We start from the raw sequence: 13,554 nt of genomic DNA, 5'->3' as shown, positions 1-13,554 counted from the left end.
CAAGGTTTTTAATAGTCCCGTCTTCTTTTTTCAGATAAAGACCATACTCTCTTTCATGGGGTAAGTCCTGGCACTGATACTAAAAAACAGAGAGGGGTATATAATGAATATGGATAGCAATGGTATGAAAAAGGGCACTAAAATATCTCGGGATTTATTGCCGGTTACACTTGCAGAAAAAAATGCCGGGACTCTGGGATATTTTAATGTTTGGATCGGTATTGGAATTATTATTGCAACGTTTGCTGTCGGAGGAGAAGCTGCATACTATTGCAACCTGAAACAGATTGCAGTCGCAGCAGTGATAGGAACCTTTTTCTTGGGATGCTTTTTTTGCATTTCAAGTGATATAGGTGTGGAACATGGAATATCGTTCCCCATTTATGTTGCAGCAATCCTTGGAAAACGAGGGACGATCCTTCCCAATGTGCTACGCAGCATTTATGGCCCTATTTGGTTTGGAGTTCAATCCTATTTTGGAGCAATGACCATTAACCAGATTGTCGTAATATTTACAGGCTATGATAATTGGAAGCTTTGGTTTATCATTTTTGTTATTGTACAGGTGGTCAATACGGCGTGCGGGTTCGGTGCCATGGAGAAGGTGGCAAATATTGCGGCTCCAACAATCATTCTAATCGGAATTTATCTTGTGTTCCGTCTTTTGCATATGGCAGAATTAAATGGTATTGACGCTTGGAATAGTGTGTACGCTGATACAGGATCAAAAATAGCTTGCGGAAATGCGAATGCACTTCTCTATATTATGATGCTGGGATTAAATTATTGGGCTGACAATGCTTGCGAAGTAGAAACATGGTCGAGATATGTCAAGACAGATAAAGGAGAAAAGAGTCTGTTTAAACGCAATAAAAGGGCGATTCCCGGATATTTAATTGCACTGCCGCTTGCGTCTGGTTTTATGATTTTCTTGGGAGCACTCTCTACATTCGTTACTGGAAATTATAATCCGATAGAGGCCGTAAGCGCGATTACGGAGAATCCTATTGTCCTGACATTCTTGCTGGTTATGATTGTAATGGCTCAATATCATAACACTTCAAGACAAAAAGCGGAGTCTTCCGGATGGAAAACTCCGCTTACGATGGTCAACGAATGCAGTGTGCAACCTGATGCCCAGTGGAGTGTGCATTACTGCACTTTTAAGTCAAAGATGCCGTATTGGATGAGAGTTTGTGTGTGCGGCTTCATCGGAGCTGTGATACAGCCTTGGATTTTGATCGATCACATTGGCGTTTTTTTAACAGTAACAGGTTCGCTTTGGTCGACAATGTACGGAATGACTATTGTTGATTTCTTCTTCATCAGAAAGCATAAAATCAATGTTCCGGATCTTTACAAGGAAAACGGCGGACAATATGCTTATGCGAAGGGATTCAATCCGGCAGGAATGATCTCGTTTGTAATCGGTCTGGCAGCATGCATCTTGCTTCCATCCATCGCATTCTTTGCAGGATCTGTTGTTTCCGGGATCAGTTACTACGCATTAATGCATGTTTGGATCCTGAAAAAATACCCGCAAAAAGAACTTGGAATAGAACAAGACCGATATTCCGGAATTTCCGGCGGACGCGAGTGGATTTACGATGATGAAACAAACTCGGTGAAAAGTTCGATCTAATCCCTCTTTTTGAGTTTTTGTGTTACAATCACCTCAGAGTAATTACACTGACAGGGCAGTCAACGCTGCCATATCACACATATGTTTGACCGGAGGAGAATCGTCCGATGAAGCTTGCGGAGGCGTTACAGGAGAGAGCGGATCTCAATCGAAAGATCAGTCAGCTTGAAGAGCGAATCAGCAACAATGTAACGGTGCAGGAGGGAGAAAAAACGGCGGAAGATCCGAATGAACTGATCAAAGAGCTGGACGAAGCAATTCAGCGGTTGAATTTTTTGATCGCGGCGATCAATCTGACCAATTGCAAAACGATCGTAGACGGTAAGACGCTGACAGAGTGGATGGCTGACCGGGATTGTCTGAAGCGAAAGGCCGCTGCATATCAGGAAATTGTCCGGGATGCGTCCAATTTAAGCGGACGTGCGCTTCATACGGAGATTAAGGTGATTTGTGCGGTTAATGTGCGTGACATTCAAAAAAAGGTCGACCGGATATCAAAAGAGCTTCGCCTGACAGACAATAAGATTCAAAGCGCCAACTGGTCTGTGGAATTGGCAGTCTGACTTGGTTTTGCAGGTAGTTCTGTGAGGAGTATGCGATCTCGGAAGCAGAGAATGGAGCTTCAAACCGAATAATCGTAAATGGCAGGCAAGAGGGCACAGCCGGGTTCGAATCCCGTTTACACAGATTGCCGGATCGCTCACAATTGCAATGTCATCCAATATTGTTATAACCGGAGCATGTGTCACAGAACGAGGGAGGGCTTGGGGATTTAGAAAAACTGCATATCCATGCAGATCCAGACCGGGATATCTGAAACATTACTTGAAATACGCAGCCTCATGAAGTATACTCATGAGGCTGTTTTTAATTTTTATGAATTTTGGACAGAAAAGGGAAAAAGCATGGAGCAGTTCAAAAAAAAATTACTTTTCATTGTGCCATCGGTCGCGGGAATTGTGCTGTTTATGATTCCAGTCAACTATCAGGATAAGTGGACGGTGATTGTAAAGATTATTGCTGATCGCATTGCAGCTGCAATCGGGGACGCCCTTCCGTTACTGTGCACCGGCATTCTGACGGTTTCTGCAGTCATGTCGGTGGTTTCTCTCATAAAGCCCAAGTGGATGGCAAGACACAAAATGCTGGATGAGATTTTCAGGGTATCCCTGTTCTGGACGGCGATCCGCGTGATTGGCTGTATATTTTGCTGGATCACCATTCTGGGTGTCGAAGCGGGATTTTTTGGCCTGATCTCCTCCGGAGATCAGGGCGGCTTCATTCTCTACGATCTTCTTTGCACATTGGTCATCATTTTTGTCATAGCCGGTCTTTTACTCCCGCTTTTGCTGGATTTCGGACTTCTGGAGTATGTCGGAGCGCTGATGACAAAATTGATGCGTCCGCTGTTCATGGTGCCGGGGCGCGCGGCGGTGGATTGTATCACGTCTTGGATTGGAGACGGAACGCTGGGTGTGATGCTGACTTGCAATCAGTACGAGGGAGGATACTATTCTGCGCGGGAGGCCTCTGTAATTGCGACGACTTTTTCTGCGGTATCGATCACCTTCAGTCTCGTGGTGCTGAACCAGGTGGACTTAGTGGAGATGTTTGGAATCTACTATCTGACGATTGTTTTGATCGGTGTTGTGTGTGCCTTCATTTCGCCCAGGATCCCCCCGCTTAGCCGCAAGAAAGACAGCTATTTGAAGGAGGGAGCAAGAATGCCGGAGACCATTCCGGAGGGATACCGCTCCGCCGGGGAGTACGGGATGAAGCTTGCCATGGATCGCGTCTCGCAGCACCGGGGAGTCGGGGAATTCCTTTCAAAAGGCGCCCTAAATTCTGCTAAGATGTGGTTTGGCGTACTGCCGACTGTCATGTGCATCGGAACCGTTGCGCTGATCATTGCGAACCATACTCCGGTGTTCGAATGGATGGGGATTCCCTTCCGTCCGTTGCTTGCGCTCCTTGGGGTACCGAAGGCGGATACTGCTGCTGCTGCCTCTACCATGATCGTGGGCTTTGTCGACATGTTTACCCCATCGATTTTGATTGCAGGAGCCGGAGCCAGTGAAATGACCCGGTTCATTGTTGCGGTTGTCTCTGTGACACAGGTGCTGTATCTGTCGGAGGTGGGAGGGCTGATTCTCGCCTCCAGGCTTCCCGTAAGTCTTTTGGATATGTTTGTGATTTTTTTGGAGAGGACTGTGATTTCTCTTCTCATTGTTTGCCCACTGGCGCAGCTGCTGTTTTAAAAGAAAATTTTGATCCGGTATCGTAAGCGGAGTTTTCCATCCGGAAGACTCCGCTTTTTGTCTTGAAGTGTTATGATAGAGAAGGCGGGCAGTGCTTAGGCAGAGACAAAAAGCAGTGCTGTCACAGAAACAGTGTGTAGGGCTGTGACAGGGACCGCAAGCAGTGTTATGGTAGAAACAACGAGCAGTGCTTAGACAGAGACAGAAAGCAGCGCTGTGACAGAAACGGTAAGTGTTGTAATCAAGGAGTAAACATGATGAATCCCAGGTTAGAAGAAAAACTCAGAGAATTCAGGCGGCAGTATCCCGTGGATGAAGCAGTCAAATACCGGGTGACAGAGCCGACGACGGACTTTATCGGGGAAGACATACTGGAAATTGCTTTGGCGGCCCTGCTGGAAGGGGAAAATGTTCTGCTCTGCGGCAGCAAGGCGACGGGAAAGAATATTCTGGCAGAAAATCTTGCGTGGCTCATGGAGCGGCCGGTCTATTCCATGTCGTTTCACGTCGGCGTGGACAGCAGTATGCTGATTGGGACGGACACCTTTGAAAACAATCGTGTAATCCTGCGGAAGGGGCCGATCTATCGCTGCGCGGAATATGGCGGCTTTGGAATTCTGGACGAGATCAACATGGCAAAAAGCGATGCAATGGCAGTGCTTCACGCGGCGCTGGACTACAGGCGGCTGATTGATGTTCCCGGGTACCAGCGGATTGCACTGCATCCTGCGACGCGTTTTATCGGGACCATGAATTACGGGTATGCAGGCACGAGGGAGTTGAATGAGGCGCTGGTGTCCCGTTTCGTCGTGATTCAGATGCCGGTGCTGTCCCGGGAGGAATTAAATCGGCTGTTTGACCAAAAGCTTCCGGGTGTAAGAAAATCCATACTGGATCAGCTGTCAGCACTTTTTTTGGATCTCCATGAAAAGGCGGAGAGCGGAGAGGTGTCTTCCCGCGCTGTGGATCTGAGAGGAATGATCGCGGCGCTTCGCATGGTACGAATCGGCATACCGCCGTTCCACGCACTGAAGGCAGGCATATCGGATAAGTGCTTTGATCCATTTGAGCGTCAGCTGGTGGAGGATGTCATCCGCACGCGATTTTCGGAGAGCCTGAACGCATCTGAGATGTTCGAGAGCTGAGGAGAGACCCATGCAATCGGAACGATCATCTCCTTCGGAGGAGAAAAAAAGACTTCGATTTTTAGGACTGCTTGGCACGGTGTCAGGTCAATCGGGGCGGAAGCGCCTTCCTGAGTGTGTGGATTTGGCGAGCAAAGCGTGGAGAGAAGCGGGGGATCAGCCCTGCCTGTACAGCGCGGCGCTGCTTGGCTGCGCAGAGATCGTTTATTCGGAACGAAGGAAAGCGGAGCGTGAAGCCGGGGAGCAGCAACCGGAATTAAACGGACTGAGACAGCTGGACGCATGGCTCGGACGGGAAATTTTCAGGAGAGAAAAGGAGAAAGAGGTTCTTCTCCCCTTGTTTTTTGTCTGTCTTGACAGCGCCTTGTATCGGGCGCTCTGTGAGCAACGTCCCGGGATTGCTGAGCTTAGGCGGTCTGCCTTTCATACACTTCTGACCGGGGATATGCAAAGGCTTACGCACACGGTATGGGGAGAGTTGGAAAAGAATTGGCTGGAAGCGCAGCTGGGCAATCGGAGGGAAGCTAGGGGGCAGTGGCAGAGGCTGATGCAAAAAATTGAGGGAGCCACGGCGTGCCGGAGTGCAGAAGCCCTCGTCAGTCAGGCAGTCACACTGTACACGATGCTGAGCGAACGCGGATTCCGAAAAAAATTCCGCGTGGCCGGAAAGGAGACCGGCGAGGAGGGAGGCTCCGATCACGGGGAAAAGGAAGAGACTTTGTTTCAGATCACCGGGTCGTCTGACGGGGAGCAAAAAGAACACGAAACCAGGGGAGCAGGAGAGGATCTGATACTGGATGATGCATCCATGGCGCGGGTAGAGGCTTCGATTGAACATCAATTCGGAACAAGCTTTTTGACACAAAAAGCGTTGGATGCATTGACCGGGGAGCTGTGTGTCGGCGTCCATTCCGGCTGCAAGCTGCATTTTACGGACGGATTGTCAAAGGATGTACTGCAAAGGAGTTCCTCCATGGAAGGCTTTTATAACCGAATACGGGAAGAAAACCAATCCCTTTTGGAGGAGCACCGGGCGCAGGTGTACCAGAGCATTCGATCCATTTCGGATGCATTTTGTAATGCTGTCCGTGTTCGGGAGGAAAAGGATACGTACCATGCCAGTTTTGGAAGGCTGGTTCCGTCCAAGCTCTGGAATCTTGGCAGAACGAACAATCCCAATTTGTTTTTGAGAGAAATTCAGAATGAAAAAAAAGACTTTGTGGTGGACATTCTGCTTGACGGAAGCGGGTCTCTCCAGCCGAGGCAGGGGATGGTTGCGCTGCAGGGCTATATTTTGAGCGAGGCCTTGGATGAGGTACAGATTCCGCATCGCGTGATGAGTTTTTGTACACTGGGAGATTTTACGGTTTTGCGCCGTTTTCGGGATTATGAGGGCGGTCACCCTGATAATTTAAGAATCTTTGAGTATTACGGAAGCTGCAACAACCGGGACGGACTGGCGGTGAAGGCCTGCGCAGCAGGACTTTTGGACAGACCGGAGGAAAAGCGGATTCTGCTGATGCTGAGCGACGGGATTCCCAACGATCAGATTGTAAGCCGGAAACGGGCAAAGCTGTTTCCGTCCTACACCGGCGAGTATGCTGTTTGGGACAGTGCAAAGCAGCTTCGTGGGCTGCGGAGGAAGGGGATCACAGTGATTGGGCTTTTTGTGGGGGAGGAGGAAGAGCTGGAGGATGAGAAAATTATTTTTGGGAATTCCTTCGCCTATTTGAATGGAATCGAAAACTTTTCCCGTATCGCCGGAAGCTTTTTGAAGCGGGAGCTGTCGGAATAAACGAGCAAAGCCGTGGGCGCAGCGGGAGAACAGGGGGGTAGGATGATCACTGCAAAGGGAAAATCCGTGTCGGGCGGGATTGCGATCGGTCCGGTCAGATGGCATTGGGGAGAAGAAAGAATCGCGGCGGCAGAATGGGCAGAAGACAGGGAGAGGGAGCTGATTCGTCTGGAAAAAGCGAGGAACGCTGCGGTTTTGCGTCAGCAGGGACTGTATGAGCGGAGTCTGAAGGAGCTGGGAAAGGGCACAGCGGAGGTGTTTGCTGCTCATATTATGATGCTGGAGGATATCGATTTGCTGACAGCAGTGAGAAGGGAGATCAAAGAGCAGCGGCATACAGCAGAGTATGCCGTACAGGAGGCGTTTGAAGCACAGGCAAAGCGTTTGTCCGGACTGGACGATGATTACATGGGGGAGCGGGCGAGAGATGTTATCGAGATGCAGAAGGAGCTGATGACTGCACTCCGCGGGGATTCTCCGGGATATCTTTGGAATGAAGCGGGGGGAGAGGATCCGGAGAAGCCGGCGATTCTTCTGGCAGAGGATTTCATGCCTTCTGATGTGATTCGGCTGGATAGGAGCAGCCTGCTTGGTATGGTTACCAGAGAAGGAACGCAAAACAGTCATACGGCGATTCTCGCACGGACGATGGGAGTGCCGATGTTGGTGCAGTGCGGGGAAATCGGAGAAACCTGGGATGGGCACTGTGCAGTTTTGGATGCAGATGCGGGCATCGTGTATCTGGATCCGGATCGCGCGGTATGAGAGCAGAGAGAAAAAGCAGGAAGCGGGAAGAAGTAAACTGCAGGATCTGAAGGGAAAGGCAAGCGAGACGCGGGACGGAAGGCGAATTCGGATGGCTGCCAACATCTCATCGCCGGAGGATTTGAATGCGGCAAGGGAAGCGGATGCAGAGGGAATCGGTCTGTTTCGCTCGGAGTATTTGTATCTGGACGGAGATCGGTTTCCCACAGAGGAGGAGCAGTTTCAGGTTTATCGGAAGGCGGTCCAGGCGTTTGCACCAAAGCGGGTGGTGATCAGAAGCTGCGACATCGGGACGGACAAGAGGACGGCATATATGCAGCTCCTGACAGAAGAGAATCCGGCGCTCGGGTGCCGTGCCATCCGGTTTTGTCTTTGCCATCCGGATATGTTCCGCACACAGCTTCGCGCCCTACTTCGGGCGTCGGCATTTGGGAATCTGGGCATTCTCCTCCCGATGATCAGCTCTGAGTCGGAGCTTTCGGAAAGCCGCGCCATGTTAACGCAGTGCCGGGAGGCGCTTTTGCGGGAAGGGATGCCGGTGGGCAGTTACACACTTGGAATTATGATTGAAACGCCGGCAGCAGTGCTGATTGCGGATGAGCTGGCGGGGAATTGCGACTTTTTTTCCATCGGAACCAATGACCTTTTGCAGTATACCCTTGCGATGGATCGGACTGCTCCTGCAATGAACCGCTATCTTGATACCCATGGAGATCCGGGTTACACGGTCTTGCTTCGTCAAATCCGCATGGCGGTAAAAGCCGGACACCGCCACGGAATCCCGGTGGGAATCTGCGGGGAGCTGGGGGCAGTGCCGGAGCTTACGGAAACCTTGCTTTGCTGCGAGATTGATGAATTGTCGGTTAATCCCGGGGCAATTTTGCCGCTCCGAAAGAAAATTCGAGAATTGGATCTCGGAAACTAGGATGGCTCCGGATTGCTGAGTGCCGCCTGAGGAGACAGAAAGCAGCCGCCATGCGTTGCCATGGGGACTGCTTTTTTGTGGGCAGGAGTCCATGGGGCTGCTTTCTCAGAGCTTGGCTTTAATTCAACAGCTCTATGTCAGAGATGAGTGGAACCTTTCTTTTTTCTCCCTTTATGGCGCCGCACAGAGCGACAATCCAGAAAACCAGGGAGATCATCGAAAAAACAAGACCGACTACGGGAACGAAGAAGCCTGCCATGCCCGCCAGATGGATCATCAGGGACTGATTGATATGAAAGCGAAAGTAGTCATCTTTCAGATCTCCCTTGATCAATGCGATGGCAAAGCCGATCCAGGTAAGGTAGCCGATGATGGAAAGCTTTTTTGATTCTTCTGGGTATGTTGAGAGTTGTTCCATGTTTTTTCCTCCTTTTTGCAGCATTGATCTGCCTCTTAGAAAGACGAATCGGGAGAAGCAAAGGTTCACAGAGCAGAGGAATAGAATAACCTTGTTCAGAAATTGAGATAATTTGACCGATTTTTGAATTTATTTCCGGAGAAATATTGGCTAAACCAACAATAAGATCGTGAGAAATGAAAGAAACAGGAACAAAAATGGAGGAGGATTCCTATGAAAAAGAAAATACTCATGGGAATATTGGCGGCGATGACAGCAGTATCCCTTGGCGTCTGTGGAGGCGCTTCCAAGGAAGAAAAGGGGGAAGGCGGACAGGCTGGCAGCTTCTGTATCGGGAGATACGGCTGACAAGACGGCATCAGGCGATCAGTCACTGATCATATACAGTTCGCTCACGGAGCCAATGATCGACAGTATGTTGAGCAAATTTGAAGAGGACACCGGAAGCAAGGCGGACTGCCTTGCTATGGGAACCGGAGACGCACTGAAGAGAATTGAGACGGAAGCCGGCGCACCGCAGGCGGATCTGCTTTGGTCGGGAACCATCGGAACCGTCTGCGCGGATTCAGAATGGGGCGTTTTTTACACTGCTGGGACCATCCGGTTGCGGAAAGACCACGCTGCTCCGAATGATTGCCGGGTTCAATTCAAAAGATAGACGAAAAGACAAATATAGACTAAAATACGAAAAAGGACTGTTCATATTCCGGAAAGTAGCATATGATAGGGGTGTGATTAGGGACGCCTAATTCATAGGTCAGGGTGCGCCCGGAAACAGAGCGGGGGTATTTCTGTTCCCATTGTATCCAAGCGATGAATCATGAAGGAGGAAGGATAGATGTCACTCATTAAAAAAGAAGTTGGAGAGTTTTTGGTCAAGGCATATCAGAACAGAGAGTTCAAGGATATCACAAAGGATGATCTGAAGGGAAACTGGAGCGTGCTGTTCTTTTACCCGGCGGACTTCACCTTTGTTTGCCCGACGGAGCTGGAAGACTTGCAGGATCACTATCAGACGTTCAAGGAGATCGGCTGTGAAATTTACTCCGTGTCCTGTGACACACATTTCGTACATAAGGCGTGGCATGATCATTCCGATCGGATTGAAAAAATTCAGTTCCCGATGCTGGCAGATCCCCGCCACGTGCTGGCAAAGGATTTTGATGTCCTGATCGAAGACGAGGGTGTGGCGGAGCGCGCCACCTTTATCATTGACCCGGATTGCAGGATTGTGGCATATGAAATTACCTCCGGAAATGTGGGGAGAAATGCCGATGAGCTGCTTCGCAAGGTTCAGGCGTGCCAGTTCGTCCGGGAGCATGGTGATCAGGTTTGCCCTGCGAGATGGCATCCGGGTGTAAGCACCATTAAGCCGGATATTGATTTGGTGGGTGCGCTGTAAAAGGCGAAGCTTCAAAATCAAAAGGATTGGCGCTGATAAAAGACTGCAGTCAGAATTGGCTGCAGTTTTTTCTGCAGAAAACCGAATGTCGGAGTGCCGGTGGGAAATGGAGGAATCAGGTAGAGGAACAGGGATATCGGACATCGATCAAAATGACATATGAGGAATATCAGACCATGTGTTGGGCGCTGAAGCGAAGAAAGGCGATTATAATCAGCGGAATTGTCTCGATGCTGCTTCTGGCGGCAGGTGGGATTTCATTACAGAGCGGGGATGCGGAAGAGGGAATCATTTGCTTCTCCATGGCATTGGCCTATCCGTGCTTGGTTTTTGGCTTTTACCGCTATTCCATGAACAAAAGCTATCGCTCACAGAAAATAGCAGCAGATAGCAGGCGGGTGGACTATGTGTTCTATCGGGATCGCATGGTAGTGCACACTGCTGCCAGCAGATCGGAAATCCGCTATGACCAGTTATACCGGGTGAAGGAAACGAAGACGAATTTTTATCTCATGGTTGGAGTCAACCAGAGCATGGCAGTGAAAAAGGAGCGTTGCTCGGACGAGTTGCTGGCTTTACTTAAGAGTCTTAAGGAAGAAAGAAAGGCGGGCATTCCGACCTCGGAACACTCGCCTTCTCGATGAAGCTTGATATTATGTTATGCTCGGATATGCCATTTTGTCCGGCATCAGAGCTTCAATGGTCCGGATGTGCCATTCTGTCCGGCATCAGAGCTTCAACAAGCCGAACGCGGAAAGGATGGAGCTGACAAAGATGATGAGCAGCGCAACGGGGGCGATGTAGCGAATGCAAACGCGATACAGCCCCTCGTTTCTAAACCGGGAGGAAATGCGGATTTCCTTCACGAGAGCATCGATTCCGGCCGCCTTGACAATCAGGAGACAGGTGGCAAGGGCAGCGATAGGCATCATGACAGCATTGGTGAGAAAATCAAAGAAATCCAGAAACTGCATGCCGATGATCGTGACGGAGCTCAAAACATTGTAGCCGAGGGAGGAGAGAGAGCCGAGCACGAGGATGATGCTGCACATCAGGAAGCACGCGGTGCCGCGCTTGCATTTTAACTCGTCAACAAAGGAAGAGACCCCTGCCTCCATCAGCGAGATGGAACTGGTCAGCGCGGCAAACAAAACCAGAAGAAAGAACAGTGCGCCAAGGGGTCTTCCTGCTCCCATGCTGTCGAACACCTTCGGGAGCGTGATGAAAATCAAAGAAGGTCCTGCCTTCAGCTGCTCGGGGTCTCCGCCTGAGAATGCGAATACGGCAGGGATCACCATCAGAGCGGCCAACAGCGCGATGCCGGTATCAAAGATCTGAACTTGATAGGTGGATTTTTCAATATCAACATCCTGCTTCATGTAGGAGCCGTATGTGAACAGAATTCCCATGGCGATCGAGAGAGAGTAGAACATCTGTTCCATCGCGGCGACCACGGCCATCCAGGTGAAGTGCGAGAAATCAGGGATAAAGATGTATTTTACCCCTGCCATGGCGCCGGGGCGGGTCATGGAGTAGACCGCGATGACCAGCGCCAGCACCACGAGGATTGGCATCATAACCTTGGTTCCCCGTTCAATGCCGCTCTCCACTCCCATGATGATGAGAAGGGCGGTCATGCCCGCAAAGAGCAGGAAACACACCTCGCTGCCGGAGGGACTGGTGATGAAATTTGAAAAATACCCGTTCTCTGCCACAGCTGCGGTGCCCTCTGCCACATAGGCGATCAGGTAACGCAGCACCCATCCGCCGATGACGCAGTAGTAGGCGACGATAATCATCGGAACAACGGCATTGAGGAGACCGCCGAGGCGAAATCCGCGGGAGTTGCTGAATTGACGGTAGGCACCGCTGGCACTTTGTCTTGTCATTCGTCCCAGCGTTGTCTCGGAAATCATCATCGTGTAGCCGAAGGTCACAGCCAGAATGACATAGGCCAGAATAAAAATCCCTCCACCGTACTTTGCGGCCAGATAGGGGAAACGCCAGATATTACCGAGTCCCACAGCGGAACCGGCAGTAGCGAGGACGTATCCCAGTTTACCGGAAAAATTGGCTCGACTGCTGTTTTGTTTGTTCATGCGGTTTACTCCTTTCCAACACTAAAACATAAAAGTATATTAGCTAAAGATTATAGCAGAGTTTTCCAAAGATGAAAGCAAAATCGAGCTGGAGAAGTGACAAAAATCCACTGTTTCCGCTCGATTTTGCTTGGTACTATTCAACATGAAACCGCATGAGATTGTAAAAAAAGAGAGAGTATGAAAAAAAGTCTGTAAATGGCATATGATCCTATGCGGGGTCTCCTGTGATACACTAATCCACAGGAGGCCTTTACTATGGCAAGAAAAGAAAAGCAACCAATCCACAAGGTAGTGATGACCGACGGGAAACGTCAGATCATCCAGCGACTGCTCCAAGAGTATGACATCGAATCCGCGGAGGACATCCAGGATGCCCTCAAGGATCTGCTCGGCGGAACTATTAAGGAGATGATGGAAGCCGAAATGGATCACCATCTTGGCTACGAGAAGTCCGAGCGCTCCGACTCTGATGATGCCCGAAACGGTTACAAGGAAAAGACCATCAACTCCAGTTACGGATCCATGAGAATCGAAGTCCCCCAGGACCGCAGGTCTACGTTTGATCCAAAGGTCGTCAAGAAGCGTCAGAAGGATATCTCAGACATTGATCAGACTTTGCTCAATATACCTCTTGGATCATCTTTAGAATTCATTAGTCTTACGGGTCCTCCAGATTGGTATTTTCGTCGCCAAGTATAAATGGAAGCACGACTATATCCTGTTTCTTCTGAGACTAATTGTACATTTTCCCCTTCAATAAAGCAGCGGCGAAGGATATCGAGCTTTGTTTCAAGTGATGGATGGAGAGGGTGATCCGGTGAGTTGTTGACTCTTCTTCGTTCAGCTTTCTTCTTAGGGGCAGCATTCCTCTCCCTTAACCATAAATATAAGCCCTGGCGACTCTCTGGGTACCCCAATATTTGAATGACTTTTGTGATGGAATGGCACTTATCATACAATGCCAAGGCTTTTTCTCGTTGTTCTTTTGAATACATTTCCTGCTCCTTTCGGAGCCCTAAAGTCCAGCTTTTTGTCCGCACCCCCTTATCATACTATTATCTCAAGCTAAGAACTTGTGTGGTTCGATTTAAATGATGCCGTG

General features: G+C 49.7%; 13 protein-coding genes and 2 pseudogenes. 12 read left to right on the top strand and 3 right to left on the bottom strand.

What is annotated here, in order from left to right; genetic code table 11:
* Positions 1-103 precede the first annotated feature (103 nt).
* From J2S20_RS01770 to J2S20_RS01740, 7 genes are all read left to right on the top strand, one after another.
* A complete protein-coding gene (locus J2S20_RS01770; RefSeq protein ID WP_307252402.1) occupies positions 104-1,642 on the top strand; it encodes a cytosine permease in 1,539 nt (512 codons plus the stop codon).
* Between the two features lie 107 nt (positions 1,643-1,749).
* Positions 1,750-2,205 carry a DIP1984 family protein gene (locus tag J2S20_RS01765; protein WP_307252400.1) on the top strand — a complete coding sequence of 152 codons (456 nt, stop codon included), beginning with the start codon at positions 1,750-1,752 and terminating at the stop codon, positions 2,203-2,205.
* A gap of 342 nt (positions 2,206-2,547) precedes the next feature.
* Positions 2,548-3,900, top strand: coding sequence for a YjiH family protein (locus tag J2S20_RS01760; protein ID WP_106613133.1), 1,353 nt, complete (start codon positions 2,548-2,550; stop codon positions 3,898-3,900).
* 254 nt (positions 3,901-4,154) lie between these two features.
* A complete protein-coding gene (locus tag J2S20_RS01755) occupies positions 4,155-5,045 on the top strand; it encodes an AAA family ATPase (RefSeq protein WP_106613108.1) in 891 nt (296 codons plus the stop codon).
* A gap of 124 nt (positions 5,046-5,169) precedes the next feature.
* Positions 5,170-6,840 (top strand): cobaltochelatase CobT-related protein, encoded by a 1,671-nt coding sequence (locus tag J2S20_RS01750; RefSeq protein ID WP_307252396.1) that lies wholly within the window; start codon positions 5,170-5,172, stop codon positions 6,838-6,840.
* A 42-nt stretch (positions 6,841-6,882) separates the two neighbouring features.
* Entirely contained in the window at positions 6,883-7,605 is a 723-nt protein-coding gene (locus J2S20_RS01745; protein ID WP_307252394.1) for a phosphoenolpyruvate-utilizing N-terminal domain-containing protein, read from the top strand.
* Complete coding sequence (locus J2S20_RS01740) at positions 7,565-8,530, top strand: putative PEP-binding protein (RefSeq protein WP_242934008.1); 966 nt, start codon at positions 7,565-7,567, stop codon at positions 8,528-8,530. The genes J2S20_RS01745 and J2S20_RS01740 overlap by 41 nt, the downstream gene beginning before the upstream one ends.
* A gap of 118 nt (positions 8,531-8,648) precedes the next feature.
* Here the strand turns inward: J2S20_RS01740 and J2S20_RS01735 are convergent, their stop codons facing one another.
* Positions 8,649-8,948: a hypothetical protein gene (locus tag J2S20_RS01735; RefSeq protein WP_307252392.1), complete on the bottom strand. Its 300-nt coding sequence runs from the start codon at positions 8,946-8,948 to the stop codon at positions 8,649-8,651.
* Positions 8,949-9,161: 213 nt separating this feature from the next.
* Between J2S20_RS01735 and J2S20_RS01730 the strand changes: the two genes are divergently transcribed.
* The 4 genes and pseudogenes from J2S20_RS01730 (at position 9,162) to J2S20_RS01715 (ending at position 10,994) form a co-directional block, all read left to right on the top strand.
* Positions 9,162-9,296: a hypothetical protein gene (locus tag J2S20_RS01730; RefSeq protein ID WP_307252390.1), complete on the top strand. Its 135-nt coding sequence runs from the start codon at positions 9,162-9,164 to the stop codon at positions 9,294-9,296.
* A 206-nt stretch (positions 9,297-9,502) separates the two neighbouring features.
* Positions 9,503-9,598, top strand: a pseudogene (locus tag J2S20_RS12200) (ATP-binding cassette domain-containing protein); the annotation flags it as partial.
* A 188-nt stretch (positions 9,599-9,786) separates the two neighbouring features.
* Positions 9,787-10,350, top strand: a complete 564-nt coding sequence (gene ahpC, locus J2S20_RS01720) for an alkyl hydroperoxide reductase subunit C (RefSeq protein WP_106613111.1) — start codon at positions 9,787-9,789, stop codon at positions 10,348-10,350.
* Positions 10,351-10,502: 152 nt separating this feature from the next.
* On the top strand, positions 10,503-10,994 hold the full coding sequence (locus J2S20_RS01715; RefSeq protein ID WP_307252387.1) for a YcxB family protein: 492 nt from the start codon (positions 10,503-10,505) through the stop codon (positions 10,992-10,994).
* A gap of 84 nt (positions 10,995-11,078) precedes the next feature.
* On the opposite strand, the gene J2S20_RS01710 is transcribed toward J2S20_RS01715, so the two are convergent.
* Complete coding sequence (locus J2S20_RS01710) at positions 11,079-12,449, bottom strand: sodium-dependent transporter (protein ID WP_307252385.1); 1,371 nt, start codon at positions 12,447-12,449, stop codon at positions 11,079-11,081.
* Positions 12,450-12,707: 258 nt separating this feature from the next.
* Between J2S20_RS01710 and J2S20_RS01705 the strand changes: the two are divergent.
* Positions 12,708-13,079: pseudogene (locus J2S20_RS01705) on the top strand (transposase); the annotation flags it as partial.
* Here the strand turns inward: J2S20_RS01705 and J2S20_RS12195 are convergent.
* Positions 13,061-13,447 carry a helix-turn-helix domain-containing protein gene (locus J2S20_RS12195; protein WP_307252383.1) on the bottom strand — a complete coding sequence of 129 codons (387 nt, stop codon included), beginning with the start codon at positions 13,445-13,447 and terminating at the stop codon, positions 13,061-13,063. The pseudogene J2S20_RS01705 and the gene J2S20_RS12195 sit on opposite strands and share 19 nt — an antisense overlap.
* Between the last annotated feature and the right edge of the window lie 107 nt (positions 13,448-13,554).

This window comes from Moryella indoligenes, assembly GCF_030812885.1.
In the GTDB taxonomy this organism is placed as follows: Bacteria; Bacillota; Clostridia; order Lachnospirales; family Lachnospiraceae; genus Moryella; species Moryella indoligenes.
The sequence above is the reverse complement of the archived record's forward strand: the minus strand, read 5'-3'. Positions and strand labels throughout refer to the sequence as shown.

Bases quoted from the DNA above. Each gene is read 5' to 3' on its own strand.
- J2S20_RS01715 (WP_307252387.1), top strand. From the start codon at position 10,503: ATGACATATGAGGAATATCAGACCATGTGTTGGGCGCTGAAGCGAAGA.
- ahpC (WP_106613111.1), top strand. From the start codon at position 9,787: ATGTCACTCATTAAAAAAGAAGTTGGAGAGTTTTTGGTCAAGGCATAT.
- J2S20_RS01755 (WP_106613108.1), top strand. From the start codon at position 4,155: ATGATGAATCCCAGGTTAGAAGAAAAACTCAGAGAATTCAGGCGGCAG.
- J2S20_RS01730 (WP_307252390.1), top strand. From the start codon at position 9,162: ATGAAAAAGAAAATACTCATGGGAATATTGGCGGCGATGACAGCAGTA.
- J2S20_RS01770 (WP_307252402.1), top strand. From the start codon at position 104: ATGAATATGGATAGCAATGGTATGAAAAAGGGCACTAAAATATCTCGG.
- J2S20_RS01760 (WP_106613133.1), top strand. From the start codon at position 2,548: ATGGAGCAGTTCAAAAAAAAATTACTTTTCATTGTGCCATCGGTCGCG.
- J2S20_RS01710 (WP_307252385.1), bottom strand. From the start codon at position 12,449: ATGAACAAACAAAACAGCAGTCGAGCCAATTTTTCCGGTAAACTGGGA.
- J2S20_RS12195 (WP_307252383.1), bottom strand. From the start codon at position 13,447: ATGTATTCAAAAGAACAACGAGAAAAAGCCTTGGCATTGTATGATAAG.
- J2S20_RS01740 (WP_242934008.1), top strand. From the start codon at position 7,565: ATGCGGGCATCGTGTATCTGGATCCGGATCGCGCGGTATGAGAGCAGA.
- J2S20_RS01735 (WP_307252392.1), bottom strand. From the start codon at position 8,948: ATGGAACAACTCTCAACATACCCAGAAGAATCAAAAAAGCTTTCCATC.
- J2S20_RS01765 (WP_307252400.1), top strand. From the start codon at position 1,750: ATGAAGCTTGCGGAGGCGTTACAGGAGAGAGCGGATCTCAATCGAAAG.
- J2S20_RS01745 (WP_307252394.1), top strand. From the start codon at position 6,883: ATGATCACTGCAAAGGGAAAATCCGTGTCGGGCGGGATTGCGATCGGT.